The organism is Blautia sp. HCN-1074 (genome assembly GCF_037890165.1).
GTDB lineage: Bacteria > Bacillota > Clostridia > Lachnospirales > Lachnospiraceae > Blautia_A.
Window position 1 is genome coordinate 22,121 of the sequence record NZ_JBBKBP010000020.1, and the last position, 24,813, is coordinate 46,933.

Annotated in this window: 18 protein-coding genes; 2 read left to right on the forward strand and 16 right to left on the reverse strand. The window is 42.3% G+C overall.

The genetic code is table 11. The features are described from left to right. Window positions 1-71: 71 nt before the first annotated feature. The 9 genes from WKT11_RS14915 to WKT11_RS14955 all read right to left on the reverse strand — a co-directional run bounded on the left by WKT11_RS14915 (window position 72) and on the right by WKT11_RS14955 (window position 11,018). Window positions 72-3,218, reverse strand: coding sequence for an ATP-binding protein (locus tag WKT11_RS14915; protein WP_340285178.1), 3,147 nt, complete (start codon window positions 3,216-3,218; stop codon window positions 72-74). 173 nt (window positions 3,219-3,391) lie between these two features. Further along, the gene (locus WKT11_RS14920) at window positions 3,392-4,219 is read right to left on the reverse strand and encodes a carbohydrate ABC transporter permease (RefSeq protein ID WP_178762164.1); all 828 of its coding nucleotides are present in this window, start codon (window positions 4,217-4,219) and stop codon (window positions 3,392-3,394) included. Beyond that, window positions 4,212-5,111 (reverse strand): carbohydrate ABC transporter permease, encoded by a 900-nt coding sequence (locus WKT11_RS14925; RefSeq protein WP_117675981.1) that lies wholly within the window; start codon window positions 5,109-5,111, stop codon window positions 4,212-4,214. Before WKT11_RS14925 ends, WKT11_RS14920 begins: the two co-directional genes overlap by 8 nt. Before the next feature lie 196 nt (window positions 5,112-5,307). Further along, a complete protein-coding gene (locus tag WKT11_RS14930) occupies window positions 5,308-6,597 on the reverse strand; it encodes an ABC transporter substrate-binding protein (protein WP_117675979.1) in 1,290 nt (429 codons plus the stop codon). Window positions 6,598-6,924: 327 nt separating this feature from the next. Continuing rightward, window positions 6,925-7,434, reverse strand: coding sequence for a hypothetical protein (locus tag WKT11_RS14935; protein WP_173684579.1), 510 nt, complete (start codon window positions 7,432-7,434; stop codon window positions 6,925-6,927). A 6-nt stretch (window positions 7,435-7,440) separates the two neighbouring features. Further along, window positions 7,441-8,379 (reverse strand): helix-turn-helix domain-containing protein, encoded by a 939-nt coding sequence (locus WKT11_RS14940; protein ID WP_243009942.1) that lies wholly within the window; start codon window positions 8,377-8,379, stop codon window positions 7,441-7,443. Window positions 8,380-8,631: 252 nt separating this feature from the next. Further along, window positions 8,632-9,543 (reverse strand): 4Fe-4S binding protein, encoded by a 912-nt coding sequence (locus tag WKT11_RS14945; protein WP_330489872.1) that lies wholly within the window; start codon window positions 9,541-9,543, stop codon window positions 8,632-8,634. A 113-nt stretch (window positions 9,544-9,656) separates the two neighbouring features. Then, on the reverse strand, window positions 9,657-9,821 hold the full coding sequence (locus WKT11_RS14950) for a CD1871A family CXXC motif-containing protein (protein WP_019160354.1): 165 nt from the start codon (window positions 9,819-9,821) through the stop codon (window positions 9,657-9,659). After that, window positions 9,822-11,018 carry a TlpA family protein disulfide reductase gene (locus tag WKT11_RS14955; RefSeq protein WP_118137283.1) on the reverse strand — a complete coding sequence of 399 codons (1,197 nt, stop codon included), beginning with the start codon at window positions 11,016-11,018 and terminating at the stop codon, window positions 9,822-9,824. Window positions 11,019-11,429: 411 nt separating this feature from the next. On the opposite strand from WKT11_RS14955, the gene WKT11_RS14960 reads away from it, so the two are divergent. Together WKT11_RS14960 and WKT11_RS14965 are read left to right on the forward strand one after the other, a co-directional pair. After that, window positions 11,430-12,098 (forward strand): response regulator transcription factor, encoded by a 669-nt coding sequence (locus tag WKT11_RS14960; protein ID WP_117845892.1) that lies wholly within the window; start codon window positions 11,430-11,432, stop codon window positions 12,096-12,098. Window positions 12,099-12,239: 141 nt separating this feature from the next. Then, complete coding sequence (locus tag WKT11_RS14965; RefSeq protein ID WP_340285179.1) at window positions 12,240-13,400, forward strand: sensor histidine kinase; 1,161 nt, start codon at window positions 12,240-12,242, stop codon at window positions 13,398-13,400. 126 nt (window positions 13,401-13,526) lie between these two features. On the opposite strand, the gene WKT11_RS14970 is transcribed toward WKT11_RS14965, so the two are convergent. The 7 genes from WKT11_RS14970 to WKT11_RS15000 form a co-directional block, all read right to left on the reverse strand. After that, window positions 13,527-13,652, reverse strand: a complete 126-nt coding sequence (locus WKT11_RS14970; RefSeq protein WP_242986773.1) for a hypothetical protein — start codon at window positions 13,650-13,652, stop codon at window positions 13,527-13,529. After that, window positions 13,594-14,043 carry a hypothetical protein gene (locus WKT11_RS14975; RefSeq protein ID WP_243118125.1) on the reverse strand — a complete coding sequence of 150 codons (450 nt, stop codon included), beginning with the start codon at window positions 14,041-14,043 and terminating at the stop codon, window positions 13,594-13,596. The genes WKT11_RS14970 and WKT11_RS14975 overlap by 59 nt, the downstream gene beginning before the upstream one ends. Before the next feature lie 54 nt (window positions 14,044-14,097). Then, the gene (locus WKT11_RS14980; RefSeq protein WP_340285180.1) at window positions 14,098-16,803 is read right to left on the reverse strand and encodes a hybrid sensor histidine kinase/response regulator; all 2,706 of its coding nucleotides are present in this window, start codon (window positions 16,801-16,803) and stop codon (window positions 14,098-14,100) included. Window positions 16,804-17,008: 205 nt separating this feature from the next. Continuing rightward, window positions 17,009-19,957, reverse strand: a complete 2,949-nt coding sequence (locus WKT11_RS14985; RefSeq protein ID WP_117845896.1) for a hybrid sensor histidine kinase/response regulator — start codon at window positions 19,955-19,957, stop codon at window positions 17,009-17,011. 5 nt (window positions 19,958-19,962) lie between these two features. Further along, complete coding sequence (locus tag WKT11_RS14990; RefSeq protein ID WP_117675969.1) at window positions 19,963-21,813, reverse strand: ABC transporter substrate-binding protein; 1,851 nt, start codon at window positions 21,811-21,813, stop codon at window positions 19,963-19,965. Beyond that, window positions 21,813-23,996, reverse strand: a complete 2,184-nt coding sequence (locus WKT11_RS14995) for an ATP-binding protein (RefSeq protein WP_178760971.1) — start codon at window positions 23,994-23,996, stop codon at window positions 21,813-21,815. The genes WKT11_RS14990 and WKT11_RS14995 overlap by 1 nt, the downstream gene beginning before the upstream one ends. Next, entirely contained in the window at window positions 23,980-24,795 is an 816-nt protein-coding gene (locus WKT11_RS15000) for a substrate-binding periplasmic protein (RefSeq protein ID WP_117845902.1), read from the reverse strand. The genes WKT11_RS14995 and WKT11_RS15000 overlap by 17 nt, the downstream gene beginning before the upstream one ends. Between the last annotated feature and the right edge of the window lie 18 nt (window positions 24,796-24,813).

Below are 24,813 nucleotides of genomic sequence, written 5' to 3' on the forward strand. Positions count from 1 at the left end.
AGGTGCTGACCTGGTTCTGATTCCTACTGTCCCCCAGGCAGCACCTTTTAAAATGTTTAATGTTAATGCTTTTACTTTCCACAGCACTCCACAATGGCTTTTTCCACGTCTTCTATCTGGAAAGGTTTTGCCAGATGTGCATTCATGCCGGCTGCAAGACATCTTTTTGCATCTTCCTCAAATGCATTTGCAGTCATTGCAATGATCGGAATTATTTTTGCATCTGCCCTGTCCATGGCACGTATAGCTTTTGTTGCTGCAATACCATCCATAACAGGCATCATAACATCCATCAATATGGCATCAAAGGTTCCCGGAGGATTACTTTCGAAGTGCTCCACTGCCTGTCTGCCATTTTTTACAACTGTAACCTTCGCACCGTCATCTGTCAGCAGTATTTCTACGATTTCTGCATTAAGCTCATTATCCTCGGCTGCCAGCAGATGCAATCCACGAATATCATATTTCTCAGCAATTTCCTTATCCTTTTTCTGTTCCTGGGCAATTTCAAAGGGAATAGTAATGACAAACACAGACCCAACTCCCACCTGACTTGTCACTTCAATACTTCCATTCATCTGCTCAATCAATCCCCTGGCAATCGCCATTCCCAGACCGGTTCCCTGATAAACACTCCGGGCATCTGTTTTTTCCTGTGAAAACGGATCAAAAATATGGCTCAGGAACTCCGGACTCATCCCTATACCTGTATCAGAAATCGTCCATCTGTATGTACAGATTCCATCATGTACATCTGCTGCCTCCATTACCGTAGTAATCTTTCCTCCCGGCCGGTTATACTTAATACAGTTTCCATAGATATTCAGAAAAATCTGACGAAGATGCAGTGAGCTTCCATAGACATACGGATAAGGAATATCCTCCTTATTTTTCTCATAAATCCACTGAATATCCTCACCTGCTGCCCTGTGAGTGATAATACTCTCAATCTCATAGACCAGATCTTTAAGATAGATATATTCATGAGTCAGAACAATATGACCTTCCTCTATTTTACTCATCTGCAAAACATCATTGATAAGGGAAAGCAGGTAATCCGCTGCTATCTTCATCTTTTTATGATTTTCCCGTATCAGTGCCTTATCCTCAAAATGAGTCTCATCAATCTTTAACAGACCAATAATACCATTCAAAGGTGTCCTGATATCATGGCTCATACGGCTGAGGAAATTCGTTTTCGCCCTGCTCTCGGCACGCATCTCATTGAATGCGGCCTGAAGGCGCGCCTGTTCCTGTTCATCCCGTTCATGCCTCTGTGTGGTATCCTGCAACAGAATGATTGCATAGATCATGGGTACCTCAGCAAGGATTTCTGTATCAAACACTACCACTCTGGTCATAAGAACTGTTTTCTGTACCCATCGGATACTTCCATCATCTTCGCGGGCACAATATTCCACAGACATATTTGTTTCTCCGTTTTCAAACCTCTTACGAAGCTTTTCACAATTATCTGTCATGCAGTAACCGGCAATTGTTTCCTGGGTGATTTTTTTCTCATATTCCCAACAGTAATCCTGATAAGAACATGGAAGCGGATAGTCCATAAAAAGCTCCCGACTCTTCTGTTCTTTTCCATTCAGTACGATCCTTCTTTCCAAAACATCCTTTGTCAGATTTACTGTATAGATCACATCTGACAATTCCAGAAGTGCATCCACATAGCTGTCATTTTCCAGGATAGACTGTTTCAGCTGTTCATAATAAAGCTGCAGCTGCTCTTTTGCCCCTGTCTGGCCTTCAGAAGTCTTTCGGATGGTTTCAAATGCCAGAAGAAAATGATGCAGCTTTTTGTCCTCATCCCAGTCCACCGGAATCAGTGTCAGGCGGTTATATGCCCCCTGTTTTCCGATATTATACTCATATTCCAGCACATCTTCCTTCGTATGCATCTTCTTTTGAAGCTCCGAAATCTCCAGCCCTTCACGGATATCTGCCTGACAGGACTTTTCAATCTGTTCCTCTATGATCTGTTCCACAGCACCGGAATATGCACCATCAGAAGCCAGGAAAAAATTCTCGCTGGAACGAATCGCCCGATAGGTATCCATCCTGGCATCACAGTACAGACAGTCTGAGAAATTACTGCCGTGCTGATTAAGCAGCTTTAACAGCTGATATCCCTGATTCTTTTCTGCTGCGGCCTCTTCCCTTTTTACATGATTCTTATTAATATACATGTTTTTGTCTGCGCAATTAAACAGCTCTCTCATTGTACTTCCGGGAAAATCGCCGGCCAGTGCAAATCCCACCGCATAGCTTAAAGGAGTATCCGGATACACTCTGGATTCCTCTGTCATATCCCTGCGCACCTTTTCAAGACACTGTGTCATCTGTTCTCTGTCCAGTCCGTGGGTAACTGCAAGAAATTCATCTCCACCTGCTCTTCCCACAAACTGCTCAGCCGGCATGGAATCCCGCAGGCAGATAGCAAATCTACGGATATAGGCATCACCGGCTTCATGTCCTCTGCTGTCATTAATACGCCGGAGATTATTAAGATCAAAACTACAGACACCGATATCTGCATCCGGTTCTTCCTCATTCAGCAATTCTTCACATTTATTTTTGTTCGGAAGTCCCGTCGCATCATCCAGATATACCTTTCGCTGCAGTAAACGGTTCATTGCCGCATATTGTATTGCTTTTATAAATTCATATCCAATCAGCAGCATCAGCACAACAATATCTGCTGTGATATATTTTTCAAGCAATGATAAGGATGTGGCTTTTTTCTGTGAATATTTTTCGGCCAGACCTGTTGCTTCATCACAGATCACAAAAAACTCTTCACTTTCCGGAATAATATCTGTGTTCTTGGCCCCTTTGAACCTCACAAGATGAATTTTCTTATACAGGTCAGAGAATTTATCATCCAGTTCCTGCATTTTATTCTGAAAATCAACATCATCAAGACGCACAAGATTTAATTCATCATTTCCATTTCGCAAACCATCAATAAAAGTTCTTATCTCATGGATCATCTCATTTTCCTGCTGCGTGGAAAGCTCCAGTTTTATGAGTCTCTGTGTCTCTCCCCTGACTAAACCGGTATAATTTACAATACGGGCCGTTCCCTGAATATCTGAGACAATTCCCATCATTATGATAATAAGGATAGCCAGAATAACTGCCAGAACACCGATACTGATCTGAATAATACTTGATTTCTTTTTCTTATTCTTTATTTCGGACATGGCCCTCCCCCTTCTTATTTTATTCTGGAAAAGTACTTTCTGTACTCTATCTATTTTACCGTACTTTTTTCATTATGCCTACTCAAATTTGAATGTATTTATTTATAAACAGGCAAAAACACCCGGCAAAATTACTTTTCGTAATCTGCCGGGTGTTCTCTTTCTCAGGTTTTTTATTTGACTGCTCCGGTAATACCTTCTGCAAACTGTTTCTGTAATACAAAGAATACGATCATTGTAGGAATGGAACAGAACAATACACCGCACATCAGCATACCATAATCTGTCACATAACCTGTGATCAGATTGGCGATCAGCATTGGCATGGTCATTGCCTTGTTGTCTGTCATGATTACCTTTGGCCACAGATAAGAGTTCCATGCATTCATAAAGGTAATAACAGCAGCTGCCGCATATGTAGATTTCATTGTAGGAATGAACATCTGGAAGAAAATCCTCACTTCGCTGAGTCCGTCAATACGTGCAGCTTCAATAATATCAACCGGGAATGATCTGGCATTCTGACGGAACATCATGATCATAAACGGTGTGGAAATAATCGGAAGGATAAAACCTACTGCTGTATTCAGAAGTCCCGCCTTGGAGAACATTTTGAATAACGGAACCATAGTTGCAACCTGCGGAACCATCATAGCCAGAAGCAGGATTGAAAATACTCTGTCTTTCCACTTATCATGGTAAACTTCAAATCCGTAACCTGCAATAGAGCAGACCAGAAGACAGATCACTGTAGTAAGGATTGCATAAAAGAAAGAGTTTCCAAGTGCTCTCCACAGTGGCTGCTGGGCTGTAAGATTACGGAAGTTTTCCATAAAATGGCTTCCCGGAATGATTCGTCCACGTGACACATCTGTGGATGTATTAGTTGCGGCTGAGATCATCCAGTATAACGGGAATACTGAAATAAATGACACGATGATCAGAAAAATATAGGTTGGGATCAATCTTCTCTGAATGGCTGATTTGTTTTTCTTAGTCACGTGTATCACCTACTTTCAAATTAATAAATGCAAGTACAGCTACCATAATGAATATGATAAATGACATTGCTGCTGCATATCCAAAGTTTGGTACGTTAATAAAACATGTATTGTAAATATAGTGGGACATTGTGATTGTTGAGTTTGCCGGTCCACCCTTTGTCAGGTTGACAGACTCATCGAACAACTGCAGTGTACCATTAATTGACATGATGAATGTCATGATAATTGTCGGTTTCAGAAGCGGAACTGTAATCTTCCAGAAAGTCTTCCAGCCATTGGCACCGTCAATCTTGGCTGCTTCATATACAGAATATTCGATATTCTGAAGTCCTGCCAGATAGAACACCATATTATATCCGGTCCATCTCCAGATCAGCGCAAGGATAATTACAATCTTGGCACTGGCGGAATTTCCCAGGAAGTTATAGCCGGTAGATAAGATTCCAAGTTTGATCAGAATACTGTTGATCAGACCATCTGTAGCAAACATGGAACGGAAGATCAATGAATAGGATACCAGAGATGTCGCACATGGAAGAAATACACAGGTACGGAAAAATCCCTTAAATTTCAAATCTTTGTTATTCAGAAGCTGTGCCAGAAGAATTGCCAGTATCAGCATGATTGGCACCTGAATGATCAGATACAGGAATGTATTTGCAATAGACTGCTGAAATACCTTGTCTGCCAGAATACGTTTATAGTTGCTGAAGATCGGATCTGCAAATCTCATATTTGCTCCGGCTCCGGTCTGCAGGGAAATGATAAATGCACGTATCATTGGATAAAAGCTCATGATCGCGATCATGATAGTTGCAGGGGCCAGAAACATCCATCCTGCAGCTCTCTGCTTGCCAAGCAGAGACATACCTTTTTTCTTGGAATTCACGTGAACTCCTCCTTTCAAAAAACTCTGTAACTGTTCAGCATTTTGCCGGACAATTACCAACTCTTTGCAGTAAAAGGGGGACTGCTGGCAGTCCCCCGCACTTACCTGTTTTCATTCACTTAATTACTGTCTACAGATTGCTTCACAGTTTCACTGTTCCCGCAATCCTGACATCATCTGATCCTACGATCAGAATTTATTCAGTCATCTTGAATGCCAGAGTATCCTGAGCTTCCTGAAGAGCATCTTCTACAGATGTACCGTTTACAATATTTACAACTGCTGTGTTGACACATTCTCTTGCTTCATAGTGATACGGTGTTTTTGTGAACTCCGGAATATGAGAAGAGTATTCTACAATTGTTGAGAAGATTGACTGTCCACCGAAAAATTCATTTGGCTCGTTGTAAACCTCAGATTCACCTGCCGGCAGATAACAGGAGATTGCACCTGCTTCCGGAAGGATTGCATCATAGAACTCTGTACTGGAACCAAATGTGCTTGCAAGGAAATCTTCTGCGAGTTCTACATTCTGGCAGTTGGATGTAATATACCAGGAAGATCCACCATTGTTTGCATAGTTTGTGGCTGTATCAACATCATCTACTTTAGGCATTGTTGTAATCTGCCACAGACCCTTCTGGTCTTCTGTAGACATCAGAGTAGCTGTGATCCAGTTACCATTTACGATACCTGCTGCCTCACCGCCTGTAATAGTAGCGATATATTCATCCCAGTTATTTACAAGTTTAACAACGTCATTCTTAACCAGATCTACATAAAGATTGATACATTTCTCTGCCACTTCATTGCCTACGATGTAAGCTTCGCCATCTTCGTTTACGAAGTTAGCTCCGCAGGACTGCATCATCATCATCAGAGTATCGCCGCCTGTAGCTTCACTTGTAAGAAGATATTTGCCTGTTTTTTCATGAACATCTTTACCGATTTCCATGAATTTGGACCATGTGATATCTGTCAGATCATCAATTGTATATCCTGCTTCATCAAGGATATCTGTACGATAGCATGCAATAACAGCACCGTTATCAAACGGAACACCATAGTGTGTATCATCTACCATGGAATAGGACTGTTTCAGTTTACCAAAATCATCCCAGTTAATGTTGATATCTTTCAGATCTGTGAACGCATCCGGATAGCTCTTCAGATATTTCTGATAGCTGTTGTCCTGCATAAGAACGATATCAGGAAGTGTGCTGTAATCGCCTGCATTTGCTGCTGTTGTCAGTTTAGTCTGGCAGTCATCAGAAGATGTCTCTATAATATCTACAGAAAATCCCTCATGATCTTTTGCATACTGATCTGCTGCGATCTGCATGGATTTGATATTGAAGTTCTGATCCCATGCCCATACGGTTAACTTGTTGTCATCATCAGATTTCGCTGAAACAACTGTAGCTGATCCTGCAAAGGATGCTACCATAGCACCGGTCATTAATACTGCGAGTAATTTTTTTCTCATATTTATGTCCTCCTTTATTAAGCTTATTCTTTCTTCCGAATCGCTTGTAAGCTAATTATAGCATCCGATTTTCAGGTATAGTTTGCATAACCGTACACATAATGTGCAATTTCGACCATTTTATGTATTTTGCACTATTTGAAATGCCAAAAAATCCGTTTTTTGTTCACTTTCTCATTTGCACCGCTTTTGCCATGTCATTTTAATGATAAAAGCCACTTTCATGGACAAAAAATTATATTTTTTTGTCTTTGAAAATGACCTTTGTTCTTATTTCATAAATTTTTTATTAAATTTTTGTACATATTTTACAATTTTTAATTCATTTTATGCAAAATAGACTTTACCAGGACATTGTGTCTTCATCGCATGAAGCAGTTCCTCATTAAGATCAAGAAGCAGTTTTATCTTGTGCCCGTCTTCCCGGATAATCATTGTGTAGTAAGGAGTATCATCATCATAAGAGGTATAATCGTACTTTTTCAGTTTCTCCGTTCCGCCATTCCTTTTGTACCTTGCAACACTTTCATGCCAGTGCGGTGCCACTGTCTCCAGACTGCTCAACTCCAATATATGAGCTGTTTTGCGATACTTCTTGCCATAGATCACATCTATTTCAAACTGACCGTTTTCCATCGTGTATTCATAATCCTTCTGACTGAATATATCAAAGACAAAATACAGCCCTGCAAGCAGAAATCCCGGAAGCATAAATGCCTGGGAAATCGTGATTCCCATAACCACAAAAAGCACTGCAAAAACAATCATTACCACACGCAGGACTCCGGACATACTCTTTTTCTTTCTTGATACCTGCTCCACAATCTTATAGTTCATAACTTTTTACCATCCTTCCTCTGAATGAATATCGAAATCCAAAAGCTGCTGTTCATAATTCTCCGGCCGCTTTCTCCATTCAACCGGCGTCACTCCCATTATCTGTCTGAAGTTCCGGTTAAACGTTGAATTGGTCGTGAAACCACATTTGTGCGCAATATCTGCCACCGGTATATCTGTTGTCTGCAAAAATTCACAGGCAGTATGAATCCGCACAGAATTAATATACTCCAGAGGACTTACCTTCATATGCGATGTAAATACTCTTCTGAAATGAGTTTCACTGATGTGACAGATCTTCGCCAGATCCTCAATCCGAATGTCTTCCATATAGTGATAAGAAACAAAATCCAGTACGCGGGTGATCATATTTGTAAGTTTTCCTGTTTCCTCTTCCACCTTGTCTTCCGATGAGGCCCGGTTCAGTCTGGCAATTTCTACAAGTAATGCCGCAAGAACTCCACTGGATTCTTCAATATAAAATTCTTCTCCTTCACGCATAATATTCATGATCTTAAGAATTTTTTCAGCTATGGAGGGAGACTCATTCTCTTTCAGAAATAAAGCCTTAGAATATATTCTCTGGATCATTTTTTCAGCCTTTACCGGATTGTTCAGAAATTTTTTCATAAAACCTTCCACATCTATGAAAAGATACTCCCATTTACTAACCGTACCCAGATCACTGTTAGTCGTATGAGCATAATTGGGTGGAATCACCGTAAATTCTCTTCCCGAAAACCGCATTTCAGCCTCACCAAACGCCATAAATCCATCCCCTTCATAGCAGAAACCAATCTCCAGGTAATTGTGAAAATGAAGATAATCCACATCATTTCCATAATTCTGAACCCACTTCTGCCCCAGAAGAGCCAGAATCGGACTTCCGGCAGGCATCTGGTAATAGCGGAATTCCATCTTCGGTTTTCTTCTCTTCTTTGCCATACAGTCACCTCATTTTCTGTTCTGCATTTTCACAATATGATTTTACCAGTTTTTTATATATTTTTCGATATTTTTATACATTTTCCAACAAAAATATACAAAAACACCTGACAGACTACTTTTATAATCTGTCAGGTGTCCCTTTTCCATATCTGTTATTATCAATCTTTTTATTCATAGTCTCATGGCTGAACCCGAATAATTTTGACTGATGACAGTTCTATACATGCCTCTGATATCATTTTATTTTCTTCATGATTGTGGTTTTCTCTTGATTCCACACTGGATTGCATTTGTCGGACAGGCTTTGCGGCATCTTCCACAGCGGATACATTCCGGACTGTTGGAGTTTTCCACAGGGTCTACGATCATCTGGCATGCTTTTGCACATTTTCCGCATTTTATACACTTATCTTTATCCACTCTGTATTTATACAGAGAGACAGGATTAAAGACAGAATAAAGTGCTCCCAGGGGACAGATATATTTGCAGAACGGACGGTAGATCATAATGGAGAGAATGATCGTTATGACAAGGATCACATTCTTCCATATGTACAGCCAGCCCAGTGCACTGCGCATGGATTTATTCAAAAGCACCAGTGGCAGTCCGCCCTCCAGTGTTCCTGCCGGGCAGATCAGTTTGCAGAAATAGGGTGCCCCCTGTCCCATAATATCCACAAGGAACAATGGAAGCAGGATCACAAACACTGCAAAAATCACATATTTCAGCTTACGAAGCAGTTGATCTCCCTTGAATGTACGGATTTTCTTAGGAAATGGGATCTTATTCAGCAGATCCTGGATCAGTCCAAAAGGACAGAGAAAACCGCAGATCAGCCTTCCTACCATAGCCCCGATGAAGATGAGAAATCCTACCACATAATAAGCCATCTTGAAATTCCAGCTCCCTATCACTGCCTGAAGGGAACCGATAGGACAGGCACCAACAGCACCTGGACAGGAATAACAGTTCAGGCCCGGAACACAGGCATTTTTCAATTTGCCTGTGTAAATTTTGCCTGTGACAAAACCGGTAACATGACTGTTTGTAATGAACGCCCACAGTGCCTGAATTCCGTGGCGTGGCCACTCATTAATCTTCATATTTTTTGTATTTTGTTTCTTATTACTTTTGTTATCGCTGTTCTTTTTGTTACTCATGATAATTTATTTTCTTTCCATTCATATCTTATACACAGACTTATCTTATGACAATGTTTCAGTCAGGCGGATATTTGCAGCCTCCGAAGAGGAACCTGCCTGATTCGGTTAAATCATCCAATTCCCACACATTCCATACAGATGTTAATGGCTTTTGTAAACACCACCGCCAGCTCTCCGCGGGAAATTCCATATCCCATAAAGCAGGCTCCCACAAGCATAAGAATCACAGCCGGCCATTTACTGTTCCATATTTTGCTGGTTTTTAATTTATTCATTTATTTTTCCTCTGTTACATTCGCCAGCTCTTTTTCCACAATTTCTTTCCACTCGTCCAGGCTGTGGCTTCCGGAGTAAGTCTCGCCTACAATATTTCCATTTTTGTCAACAAAGAATGTTTCCGGGAAAGCGGAGATTCCATTGAGACGTCCGTTCATCATTCCGGAATCCGGGATCAGGAATGGATAGGATGCCTTTGTTTTCTCCTGAATTACCTGAGCCTTTTTCACTGCTTCCTCATCCTGTTTTCCACCACTGCCTATTGTATCCCGTGTAACGCCTACTACTCCCACACCTTTATCCTTCATCTCCTGATAAAGCTTCTCCAGATCAGGAATCTCATTAATACATGGAGAACACCAGGTAGTAAAAACATTTACCATAGTCAGATCGTATTTGCTGAAGATATCCTGTGTATAGGTTTTTCCGTCAACTCCTGTTGTTTCAAATTTGCCTACATTTGTTCCTTCAGCTGCATCTGTACTGTCAGAAGTATCCTGCGGCTGGTCAAATGCAGAAAGCATCTGGAACGGGGTCATTTCTGTAAGTGTTACTTCAATCCCCTCCACATCCTTTAGCAGGTCTGCATCTGCATCCTTGTTTGTGCTGAGATAATATTTATATTTGCCGTCACTGCTGGTGCCCAGTTCTTTATGCTCTGTGCATCCGGTAATCGTATCCAGATCTTTCTGGGATTCCTCGTCATACATTCCGATCACACCTACTCTGCTGAGACTTTTCAGCCAGTCGTCATATCCGGTGCCCATCTTGTCCACCTCTGCATCCTTCTGCTCGTCTGTCAGGGTACACCAGCTGGCTGTGGCATATGTGACTGCCTCTGCATTGTCATCCCATCTCTCATCTGTAAACATGGAAATATTCTTCTTCTCCATCTGCTCTTTCAGGTCTTTGGAAATCCCTAATTTCATTCCAAGGAATGGATATTCATAAGTATCCTGTGCAGGCTGAGCAATCTCTGAGGGTTTGAAGGATTCAGCAATCAGACCCTCGGAAGCTGCCACACTGCCATCTTCTGCTGCCTGAACATCCTTACCATCCGTCTGGACTACACCTGCTTCATCTGCTGGCACTGCAAGAGCCTCCCCTGCATGTACAGTTACAATACCTCCCATAGATGTCACACTTAATACACTTGCTGCAAAAATCGCCATTAATCTCATTCTTCTGTTTTTCATTGTAAGTAAACTCCCTTCATTTTTTACTGTTATGATTTTTATATTACCTTTAATTACTTCTCTGTATCTGTCCGCAAATCTGGATTTCATCCCCACATGACAGACACTTTTTTATTGATATGCACACATTATAGCATCTGAGAAATAAAATCTGTGTTAAGAAAATAACTTTTTTTCGAATTTTATTTTGTAATCAATCCCAAACAAATCTGAAACGTAGTCAGGCAGATATTTTAATATGAAATCGTTTTCTTTTTTACACGAATTTTATGCTTAATGTGCTATGATAAAATTGATAATATATCAGAGTCAAAAATTTTATCGTACAAACACTGACAATCTTCTGGCTTTTGGACTTTGGACTTTGATATTATAAAACTATGAAACCGGAAATTCAAAAAGGAGACTATCATGCACATTTTAATTATAGAAGACGAAGAACAGCTTTGCCGTTCCATGGCAGAGGGGCTCCGCATGGACGGATATGAAACAGATACCTGCTTTGACGGGGAAGAGGGACTGGAATTATGTATGACAGAGAATTACGATCTGATTCTTTTGGATCTGAACCTGCCTGGAATTGACGGTCTGGACATTCTGCGTCAGTTCCGTACTTTCAATACCAACACTCCTGTTCTCATACTCTCCGCAAGAGTACAGATCCAGGATAAGGTGGAGGGTCTGGATCTGGGAGCCAACGATTACCTCACCAAACCATTTCATTTCGAGGAACTGGAAGCCCGTATCCGCAGCCTTACCCGCCGTAAATTTATCCAGGAGGATGTCTGCCTGAGATGCAGCCGCATTACCTTTGACACACGCACAAGAGAAGCCAGTGTAGATGGTACACCACTGGCTCTCACCAGGAAAGAAAGCGCACTTCTGGAATACTTTCTGCTTCACCGCAACCGGATCATCAGCCCTGAGGAAATGATTGAGCATCTCTGGGATGGCAGCGTAAACAGCTTCAGCAATTCCATCCGGGTACACATTTCTTCCTTGAGAAAAAAACTGAGAACTGCCCTTGGATATGATCCTATACAAAATAAAATCGGACAGGGATATATTCTGGAAGAATAAAAATCATTCATATCTGTACAATAAATATTTTCAGATGTAAAGCGGACATTCGCAATCCGCTTCGCTACTTGCTCATGAACGCAGTCGCTTCGCGATCTGCGTCCAAATACTACTATGTCATTATAACGAAAGGATTTATCTATGAAATTTTATTCAGAAAAACTTTCCCCTCGCAGGCTCTCCCTCCAGTGGCGGCTCACATTGCTGATTTCCGGACTGGTTATCACAGCCTGTGCACTGATGTATTTCTTTATCAGCCGTTCTGCTGTGACCGGTCTGGAAGGGATTTCCGACTATGTGGTTCTGGTCACCCCTGACAATTCAAACCCGATCTCTATCAATGTAGATCCCAAAATCCTCATCCCTGATCTGGAAAACCAGATCCAGAATACCAAAAATAAATTTCTGTTCCAGAGCATGATTGCCACAGGTATCATTATTCTTCTCAGCAGTATCTGTACCTGGTTTGTCACCAGAAGAGCCCTGACCCCCCTGCGCAGATTCAGCGACAGGATCAGCCAGGTACAGGCTCAGAATCTGTCTGAACCGCTGGAAGTCCCACTCTCAGAGGATGAGATCTCACGTCTGACCAGATCCTTTAATGACATGCTTACCCGCCTGGACAATGCATTCTCTGCACAGAAGCAGTTTGTGGCAAGTGCAGCACATGAGCTTCGCACACCCTTAGCTGTAATGCAGACAAATCTGGAAGTTTTTTACAAGAAGCCGGAACACACACACCAGGAATACGACAGGCTTTTCACCATGCTTCAGGAACAGACCGGACGGCTTTCCCACCTTGCGGAAATCCTGCTGGACATGACAGGCCTTCAGACTGTAGAGCGTTCTGATACCATTTCCCTTGCAGCACTCACAGAAGAAGTTTTCTGCGATCTGGACCCGGTTGCAGAAAAGCATCAGATCCGGCTTATTCAGACAGAAGGTGACTGTACTGTTACAGGCAGCTATATCCTTCTGTACCGGGCAGTCTATAATCTGGTTGAAAATGCAATCAAATATAACCGTCCTTCTGGTTCCGTCACTGTAAGCATTCACACTGCAGAGTCTGCAGTCCTGGAGGTAACCGACACAGGCATCGGTATCTCCCCTGAAAATCAGGAAAAAATCTTTGATCCTTTCTACCGTGTGGACAAATCCCGCAGCCGTGCCATGGGCGGTGCAGGTCTGGGGCTTGCTCTTGTAAGCGAGATTGCCAGACAGCACAACGGCCAGGTAAAAGTAACCCAGAGCAGCAAAAAAGGCAGCACCATTGCTCTGATACTGCCTGTAACAATCCTTTAAATCAACTGACCACTGATTTTGAATAACTGCGCGTCACATTCCCGTTACTTCAATGATGAGTTAGACGCGCAGTTATTCAAGTTCCATTCCATTATGAATTTTCCAATCCATTTTTTAACAAATGAGTCATCGTTCTACATATTTTGTGATGACAGATGTTATAATCTCCATATCAACCGGCTTCGCCACATGATCATCCATTCCGGCATTCAAAGCAGCCTGCACATCCTCTGCAAATGCATTTGCCGTCATTGCAATAATAGGTATTTTCTTTCCATCCGGACGGTCCGACAGATTTCTGATGGCTTTTGTCTGCCAGCATATCCAGACACTCTTTAAATGAGCCATAGACATATTCATACTTCCAGCCGGTTATATAAGAAATCTTCTGGAGATACTCATAGCCTGCTCCCTGCTTGTGTTCCCCATAGCCGCCTTCCTGAAAATTGGCATATGGGAAATACCCAACTCTCACTGTTTTATTCTCTTCCTCTATTACCTGAGTTGTTTTCCCATCACTTTTAATTTCTGACGCATAAGCAGAAAGCGGCACCAAAAGTAACACGATAAGTATTAAAATGCTCAAACATAATCTTTTTTTCTTGCCTTTTTTTCTTATCCGTTTTTCTATCTTTCTGTTCATTCATTTCCTCTTTATTATCCATTCATGCCGACTGTCAGAAAACAAATCTGTTTTTCACCGGGCTGTGTAATAAAATCGTATCGCATCTATCACTTTCTCCATCTGAAGCGGTTTTGAAAAATGTTCGTTCATTCCTGCTGCTTTACTCTGTGCAATATCATCAAGAAAGGCATTAGCTGTCATAGCAAAGATGGGGATGGTTTTCGCATCCCTTCGATCCAGCTTTCTGATTCTGCGGGTAGCTTCCAGACCTCCCATTTGTGGCATCATCAGATCCATCAGAATCACATCAAAGTATCCGGGCTCTGAATTCTCAAATATTTCTACAGCTTCCCGTCCATTCCATGCCTTTGTCACTATCATTTTTTCTTCTTTCAGCAGGAACTCAGCAATTTCCATATTCAGCTCATTGTCTTCCACCAGCAGAACCTGAATTCCTTCCACTGAACAGTTCTGATACATCTGGGATCTCTTTTCCGATTCCTCAGCAGAGATTTCAAAAGAAATATGAAGAATAAATTTAGTTCCCTTTCCCTGTATACTCTCAAAGGAAAGGGTTCCACCCTGCAGCTCTATCAGCTTTCTGGCAATGGCAAGTCCCAGACCGGTACCTGCATAATTTGTTCTGGCTGACTGCCCTTCCTGGGCAAAAGGCTCAAATGCCTTTTTCTGAAATTCCTCACTCATGCCGATTCCGGTATCTGTACAGGTCAGTTCATATTCCGCAGTGGTATCCGTATAGGAAACCTCACGACAGGTAACTGTCACAGAACCACCATCATAATTATATTTTACTGCATTGCTGCCGATATTCATCAATATCTGCTGGAAATGCACCGGACTTCCTATCAGCTGTGTATGGATGATTTCTCCATCTTCTACATAATAATTAATGCCGGATTCATTTGCCTGCATCCTGGTGATTTCATTCGTGTTATGCAAAAGTTCCAGCAGATTAAAGTGCTTTCTCTCCAGCTGTATATTGCCGGATTCCAGCTTATTCATATCCAGCACATCATTGACAAGGTTTAAAAGATAACCGGAAGCAGTCCTGATTTTGGTACGTGCTTCCTGCTGAAGCTCCAGATCATCGGGATAACGGTCTGCAATATCCACACATCCCTGAATCCCGTTGATCGGTGTGCGGATATCATGACTCATTCTCCTAAGGAAATCTATCTTTGCCAGATTGGCTTTCTCAGCCTCCTGGGCAGTTCTTCTCAGTTCTTCCCGGCTCTCCAGCTCAGATATTTTCTGGTCATTAATATCTCTCGTCACATAGAGAACATTGGTCACTTCCCCTGCTTCGTTTCGCAGTTTCACAATAAATCTGGCCTGGTGCCAGACTCCGGTTATGGCTCTGTATTCTGTGGAAATCTCCTCTCTGTTCTTCAGACGTTCTGCCAGCGTGGAAACATCCAGGAATTCTCTCATTCTTTCCTGAAATTCGGGAGCTACGATTTTCTCTCTGGCTTTTGTAAACTGAACAGAAATCTTTCCACTTCTGCCGGTCAGACGGTGCATGGATTCCTTGCTGGAAATCTCCTCATAGGTATCATGGATCAGATCCATCCGGTAGATGATCCAGTACATTTTGCTGATTGCAGAGATAATCTCATTATTCATTTTCAGATCAGCCATAGTCTCTTCCATCTGCTGCTTCTTTTTCATATCCTCCTGCACAATATCATCAATATAGCGAAATCCCATAATGATCTTATAATCATCTCTGTTGCCTGTCTCCAGACGGATCACCTGCAATTCAAAATACTCATGCCCGGCATGGTTTTTCACTGACTGATAACGATATGCAAAACGTTTGTGATTCCGCAGATACTCTATGAGAGCGTGACGTTCCATCTTCCGGAGAAAATCCGGTGCTGATTCCCGGATTACATAATGATCATAATAATATCTGATTCCAGAGGTATAACTGGATTTCAGCTCCGGCATCTCATCAATCTCTGCCCAATTGGAATGTATGCTCTGTTTGATCATTTCCAGAGTATCATTTGCCAGATCACATAAATAAAATGAGGTATAATCTACGCAGAGAGCTTCCAGGATATGCTTCTCCTTCTGAAGTTCCTCCAGATTGCTCTCCAGTGTTTTCTGTTTTTCCTCAAGCATCCTGAACATACGCAGATTATTCAGTGTACTGGCAAGATGTCCGCCTGCATTGGAAAGAAGCGATATGTAAACACCGGGATTAACCAGCTCCGGATTATCCAGACCGATAAAACCGCTCAACTGCGTATTTGCAAACAAAGGTAAAACCAGCAGAGAATGAATGTCCTGAACCTTCAGGATATCATATTCCGAAGGCATGGTTTCGCGTATTTTCTCCAGATCATGAATAATTATGGTTTCTCCACGAAGAAATTTCTCATGCCACACCGGCATACTATCTACAGAAATACGAATCAGATTGTCAATCTGTGGGATGATCCCTTCTCTGCACCATTCGAAGGTATTGCTGTAATAATCCTGCTTTTCAGACATCAGTTCAAAAATATATACTCTGTCTGCATCTGTATATTCACCGGTGTATTGAAGCAATGCAGGAATACAGTCCTTCACTTCTTTCTCATCCGACGCCTGATTGATGTCTGATATCAGAGACAGAATCTGATTCAGCAGTTCCAGCTTTTTGTTAAATTGTCTGTAGTTAATCTCATGTTCTTCACTCTTATTATCATTTGCCTTAAACTTTTTCATATAATCTCCCAACATCATCATATAGAAAATATCACCTATCATATCACATTTGCCGTCATTGCAATGATAGGTATGCATGTTTTATCCTTATCTGGCAGATACCTGTTTGCCTGCGTTGCTTTATAACTGTTCATTTTGGACATCGGGAGGATTCTGATGAAGCATTCTACGTTTTCCTGTATCCTCAAAACAAGCTGATTCATTTTTCTTACTTGAAAGAACAATGTTTATCACTTTAACACAAAACTCACTTTAGGTTATTCTGTAATGTATTGATCAATTCTTCAATAACTATCGGCTTGGATAAAAATCCATTCATACCACATGCCAGTGCTTTCTTTCTGTCTTCGTCAAAAGCATTGGCAGTCATGGCAAGGATCGTGATTCCCGCCAGTGAAGGATCATCCAGTGAACGGATCTGCTCAGTAGCCTCATATCCATTCATTACAGGCATCTGCACATCCATAAGCACCAGGTCATAATCACCTTGTGTTGAATTCTTAACTTTCTCCACAGCCTCTGCTCCATCTTCCGCTGTATCAACCCGAAAACCATATTCACTAAGGAGCGCTACTGCAATTTCACTGTTCAGTTCATTATCTTCCACAAGCAGTATGCGCCTGCCTCTGAAATCTGAATCTGCTGCCGGAAGGATATTATCCTCTGCCTCAGCCTGCTTCTGGCCGATAGCAGCCATCAGAGTCTCTCTGATATCTGACATAAACATAGGTTTGGCACAGAATGCAGTCACCCCTGCTGCCCTGGCTTCCACTTCAATATCTGACCAGTCATAAGCAGTCAGGATAATGATCGGCGTATCGTCACCAAGACTGCGGATCTGACGGGTAACTTCAATGCCGTTCATATCCGGAAGACGCCAGTCAATGATATAAGCATGGAATGCATCACCCATTTCCACAGACTGTCGTGCGCGGAGAACAGCCTCCTTACCGGAAAGTGTCCATTCCGAACGCATTCCAACCTTCACAAGCATCTTAGTCACACTGTCACAGGTATTGAAATCATCGTCTACGACCAATGCCTTCAGACCTTCCAGCTCTGCGATTTTCTCTATACGGTGGTTCTCAGGCTGAATCCGCAATGGCAGACGGATAATAAATTCAGTACCTTTGCCCTGTTCTGTCTGAACCTCAATGGTTCCGCCCATCATATCCACGATGTTCTTGGTAATGGCCATGCCCAGTCCTGTACCCTGAGTCCTGCTTACAGTGGAAGTCCGCTCTCTCTCAAAAGGAGAAAAGATCTTCTGTACAAATTTCTGACTCATGCCGATTCCGTTATCCTTTACCCGGATTTCGTACAATTCACAGCCTCTCTGTGTACCCGGATACTCTCTCAGCCGGACAGAAACGGTTCCGCCTGCAGGAGTAAACTTGATCGCATTGGACAAAAGATTCAGGAGCACCTGATTCAGCCTCGTCTTGTCACAATAAACATCCTCATTGGTAACATCCATGACATCCATGTAAAGCTCCAGCTGTTTCGCATAGATCTGTCCGCTGATAATGGTTTTCAGATCATGAAGAACCTCTGACAGACTGACTTCCGTTTCTTCCAGATGAATCTTTCCGCTCTCAATACGGCTCATATCCAGGATATCATTGATCAGTGAGAGCAGATGATTACTGGAGGAAAGAATCTTACCCAGATAATCCCGTACCCTTTCTTTATCATCAATGTTGCTTACAGCCAGTGTGGTAAAACCAATGATCGCATTCATTGGTGTCCGGATATCGTGAGACATATTGGAAAGGAAGGTGCTCTTTGCCTTGTTTGCAGTCTCCGCAGCGCGGACCGCCTCAGAAAGCGCCTGATTCATTTTTCTGTCAGAGGTACGATCTGACATAACCAGGATATATTTCTTTTTCCCGTTTACCTCGCTGCCCATTGCAACATTATGAAACCAGCGGTGTTCTCCTGTTTTCTGATGAACATATTCAAAATCCCATTCCTGCTGCTCATGAACCTGGATTTCTTCCAGATAATTCTTCTCCGGATCTTCAACATCCCCGGGATGCAGTTTTCCCAGGACACAAATATCTTTACGGATCTGTTCTACTGTAATACCCAGCATTTTTTCCACATTGGGACTGACGTAATCTGCTTTATATGTTTTGGCATCCAGCATCAGGAAAACATCATCCACACTCATTGACAGCTTTTGAAACAGCTCGTCCCTGTAAAGGATCTCCGTATCCTTTCTCTTCAGGTTTACCCTGTTTTTCCAGAGAATAATTCCAATAAAAAGACCGGCAATACACACTGCTACTGCACTTACAAGCAGCATAGTGCTACGCTGCAGAACATTCATACTGGCATTAACGATATCAGCCTGGACAAGTCCCAGAAAGATCCAGTCCTGAGGTTTGGATTTCTCATAGACCAGATAGTAATCCTTTCCATCCAGATTTATCAGCATTGCATCTGTATGTCCTTCCTTAAACTCTTCTGAAAGTTTAAGGATCTCTTTTTCAGACATATTGGAATGCTCTCTCAGAATCCCAAAGAAATTATACACCTCTCCCCATGACTCAGAGGAATGATCCACAACAACACGACCATCCGGATGAACCACATAACTCTGGGCATTTCCATTAAAAGCAGAAATATTCAGCACATTTACGATATCGGAGTTTTCATAGGCAATGGCAATTGCATCATATTCAAAGCCCTGATAACTTCCATGAGGCTTGGGAGTGGCAAAAACAAGGAGCTGGGATTTTCCGGGAACTGTTGCATTGGTTATCACATCATTTCCCTGCCGGATCTCATCTTCAATATTTTCCTGTAATCCCAGATAGCCGGTTTCACCTGTTACCATCTTATAGTTCCCGTCCGCTGACAGGAAATAAAAATCTAAAAAGCCTGCATCTTCCTGTGCTTTCTCTATATACTCACGAATTTCACTTTCATCGGAAGTATTCTGCAGATATTCCCCCCATATATGGAGATAAGTCAGATTCTTATTTGTCAGCTCACTTAGCATATTATCAGACTGATGAAAAATTTCTGTCAGGTGAGAAACACTTTCCTCATAAACAGTCTTCGATACAAACTCCAAATATCGGAAAACAGTCAAAAGGATTCCAATGAATAGAACAATAAGAACTGCTGTATTCCATCGTTTTCTCACAACCCGTTTCTTTCTGTTTGTATTATGATTCTTAACATCCATTCTTCTCACCTCAGAGTAATATAGTCTTCAGGCTCTGCAAGAATGGCATTACCATCTGAAACATATGTTGTCCAGGTATCTTCCACAGAGGTATCCCCTCCATCAAATGCAATATTTTCCTCTGCCGCATAAGCTTCCATATATTGTGGTTCTGCAAGGCAGGTCACAGTAAAAGTATCCTTGTCCTGAATCTGTTTTCCATTCTTTGTAACTTTACTCAATGTATAACCATCATCCGTTTCCTTAATTTCTACAGAAATACCACTGAACACAGGCAGAGAGCCTCGATTAAAGGGGATAAAGCCTCCCTGGCAGCCTTCTACGAAGTTTCTGACCGTTTCCTTCAGTTCTGCCCCACTTATTTCGCTGCTATAAGCGGAAAGCTCGTTTGGCATGATCATGTCGCCCGCCATTTTTTCTGTATAACCGGCCTTCAGTACATTTCCTGTAAAGCTGTTTCCTGTTGCAATCAGCACATCCGTCCCATAAATACCGCGCAAAGTGTTTGCCATAACAGAATAGGCTTCATTGCCTCCGCTGGTATGGAAGCGATTGGAATAAGTTTTCTTTGAATCCAGCACAATATCCTCAGAAGTGGATTTTTCCTCAAGAAGCTGGGTGTTAAATGACTGATAAGCCTGCTCTGCATTATATTCTCCTGAAATCATCTTAGACACCACATCCCTGGAAATGGAGAAAAAGTCATTTGACGCAATACGGATATACATATGGTTTTCTTCAATCACAGGTTTCACATCCTTCAGATATTCTGTAAGCTTGAGACCCACATCCTGGCTGTAGCTTAACAGATCCTGTCCATCATAAATGATCCGGTTCTGCGCATCCTCTGAAAGCATTGTGTTCAGTACCTTCATTGCTTTCTGCCGGCGTGTTTCATCCTTTGTCAGGTCACGGTTTAAAGCTATCTGGAAATATGGTGTAGTCATCAGCCACTTTTCGCCGTTCTGCTGAAAGAATGGCAGGAATGTTGTGTTAATCCCCTGATCCTGGAACATTTTTACGCCGGAAGAACTGCCGAAGTACATGGCAAGCTTACCACTTTTGTACATCTCAACCACATCATCATAATTCATATCCAGATCATCCTGGCTCAGCCCTGTATCCTGAATAAACTGCTCCATACGTTCAAAAGCCTCCGGCCAGACGGTACTGTCCAGACCTTCTCTCTTTGTATTATCCGGGTCACTGTAGGTGGTACGCCACTTACGTCCATCCACAGAAGACAGCTCTGATGCAGACAGACCCTGCAGTGTTTCCATACAGGTATAATCATAGTAATAGTCTGCAGTAAACCCACGGATACCCACCTCATCAAATGCCTGGCAGGCAGAAACGAAGCTTTCATAATCCGTTGGAAGAGGAATATCATACTTTTCAAAAAGGTCTTTGTTCACTACAAAGCCATGGGTATCTGCACACACAGGAAGCCAGTTTACGCTGCCATCCTGATTTCTGAAACTGTTAAGGTATGTATCATAGACAGCACCTGCCTCATTGGTTGTGGAAAGATCCATCAGGCTGTCCTTCAGGGGACTTGCATCATGGAGGGAAAACCTGCAGCAGGTTATAATATCCGGTAATCCGCCGTTTTCATCCAGAAAACGATAGAAATCCAGATTATTATTGCCTACTACAAATTCAATGTTGATATCCGGGAGCTGTTCCTGGATGTATGATGCATATTTTTCATACAGACTTGTGGTCCATAAATACACTGTGATGGTTTCTGCGTCTTCTTTTTCCGCACTTTTCCCGCCACAGCCAGACAGAAGTGACATAACCGTCACCATCACCAAAAGTACAGAAACTAACTTGTTCCATTTTTTCTTTTTCATTATAACTGCTCCCTCTGATTGTGTTTTACTAACTCATTGATTACTTTTACTAATAATTTCCTATCAACAGGCTTGGCAATATGTTCATCCATTCCCGCTTCCTTTGCTCTCATTCTGTCCTCAATGAACGCATTTGCTGTCATTGCAATGATCGGTATCACTTTTGCATCCTCTCTGTCCAGAGAGCGGATCATCTTTGCTGCTTCATATCCATTCATGACAGGCATCATAATATCCATAAGAATGACATCAAATTCTCCAGGACTGCTTTTTCTGAATATGTCAACAGCCTCCTGCCCATTCCATGCTTTGGTCACCACAGTGCCTTCATTCTGAAGCACAAATTCTGCAATCTCCATATTCAGCTCATTATCCTCTGTCAGAAGAACATGGAGCCCCTGGATAGATGTTTCCGTTTTTTCTTCCGTTTCAGTCCTGTCCTTCCTATCTGTGTCAATCCGGAATGGAATCCGGATCACAAATGTAGTCCCTGTGCCTTCTTTACTTTCAAAGGAAATGGTTCCGCCCATTTTCTCTACCAGTTTTTTTGTGATTGGCATTCCCAGTCCTGTTCCGGCGAATTTTGTGCGGCTTCCTGCATGTTCCTGTGCAAATGGTTCAAAAATGCGTTTCTGGAATGCCTCTGTCATTCCGATCCCGGTATCTCTACAGACAAATTCCAATGTGGTCATTGCTGTCTGTTTCGATGGGATTTCCCGACAGCTGATATAGACATATCCGTTTTCTTTGTTATATTTCACCGCATTGGACAGAATATTCATCAGGATCCGTTTCACATGCACCGGACTTCCAATAAGATTCCAGTGTGTAACTTCTTTTTCTTCCCAAAGGATCCGGATATTCTGCTCTGCAGCCATCTGTTCGATCACACCCAGTATTTCCTCAGAAATACTGTTCAGATTAAATGGGATTTCTTCCAGAATCACTTCATCTGACTCCAGTTTGCTCATGTCCAGAACCTCGTTTATCAGTTCCAGCAACAGATGGGATGCCTCTTTGATCTTTGCCCTGCATTCCGTCTGTTTCTTCATATCCTCTGCATAATGGTCTGCCACATCGATCATGCCGCAGATTCCATTGATCGGTGTCCGGATATCATGGCTCATTCGCTGTAGAAACTCGGTTTTTGCCTCATTGGCTGCTTCTGCTTTTTTTGCTGCTCTCAGAAGTTCTGCTTTATATTTTTCATCTTTTTCCTGTTCATGTTTCCGGTGTACCAGATCCGCTCTGTATCCCCAGAAGCAGAATATACCGAATATGAGTAAATAAAGAAAAACGACAGCTGTTACACTTAGCGGCAGGTTACGGAATACTTCTGTATCCGGAAGATATGCGTAGATATAATAATCACGCTGCTTCAGCATGATTCCATAACATCCGGTTCCTTCCTTCCTCAAATGATAGATATGCTGACTGTCTGTATGCTTTTTCATTGCCTGAACAACTTCGTTGTCGGCTGTATTCTGCCCCAGCAGACTCTCATCATTGCTGGCAACAACAATCCCATCGTCTGCAACAATAACCGTTCCATCTTTCTGGATACTATAACCATTTAAAAGCCCTTGTATCGTCAGTGTATAGTTTCTGGCAAATTCAGGAGGTGTGTAATAGTAGATTGCCACAATACCCGGTGCATCTTTTCTGGCACAGGCTGCAATATCAATATAGGATCCGTCTTCCCTGGTAAACCGTTCCGAATAAGATCTTTCTTCATATCCGGCAAAATCCATGATAATGTCCTTTTGCAGATATGCCGTAATCTCACCGGTCAGAGACTCATCCATGCTGTATTCGCAGTCCGTCTTTCCAACTGCATCCAGCACAAGGATACCATCCACCCAGAGAGTCTGAAGATTTTCTTTTAGGAACTCCTGGCTCAGATGACCGCCGTTTTCTATTTCCATATCGATATTCGTACTCATCTGTCTGGCACTTTCAATCGCACGGAGGAGACTTTTGGATTCCGAAGATTCATTATAATGGGTGTAGGTGGAACACTGCACTTTGACATAATTTACAATCTCTACCATTCTTTTCTCTGCTTCCGCTTTCTCCGCATGAAAGAAATAAAACAGAGAAACTAATGCCACACAGATTCCAATCAGACCACCGAACAGCTGGATTCGTTTTTCTTTTTTCTTTCTCTTAATATCCAAGATCATCCACCTCCAGATACTTCTGGGGATCATCCAGATATTTTTTAATAATTTTCAGGGAGGTGCCATCCTGACGCATTTCTTCCAGCGTCTGATCCATCTGCTCACAGATTCCCCTGTCATCATCTTTTGCAAAAGCGACACCTATTCCGGTGATCATCAGAGGCTCTTCCAGGATACGGAAACTTGCATCATAATCCTTCATATACTGAACGATAGATTCCTCGTGTGCTGCAACTGCATCTACATATCCTTTCCCAAGAAACGTATAGATCAGCTCCCTGTGTCCAAGACTGATCAGATTGCCCAGTTTGGGGATTCTCTCATCCGTCCGGTTCAGAAAGATGCCTTCCGGTTTGGTTGTGGACTGAACAGCCAGGTTCTTTTCCTCCAGATCACTCAGTTTATAGATATCACTGTTCTCATTTACAGCAACCACCTGACGGCTTGCTATGTACGGTCCCGCCCAGCGGTAATCATCAAGACGCCCTTCCATGGAAAAACAGCCCATGATACAGTCAATCTCTCCGCTCTCCACCAGTTCTTTTTTCTTCTCCCAGTTGATCTGGACAACCTCCAACTGATATCCCATTCTTTTGAAAGCTTCCGTAGCCAGTTCTACATCGATTCCCGTCGATACACCATCCTCATTCAGATAATTGTATGGTGGATAGTTGTCGCTGCCGAGGGTAATAACAGGCTTTTCGTTTTCTTCTTTCGTGTTATCTGTGTTTTTACACCCTGCCAGGGTGACCGCTAAAATTCCCGCAAGCAGAATGCCTGCAATCATTCTTTTTCCTTTCATTTTCTATCTATCCCTAAC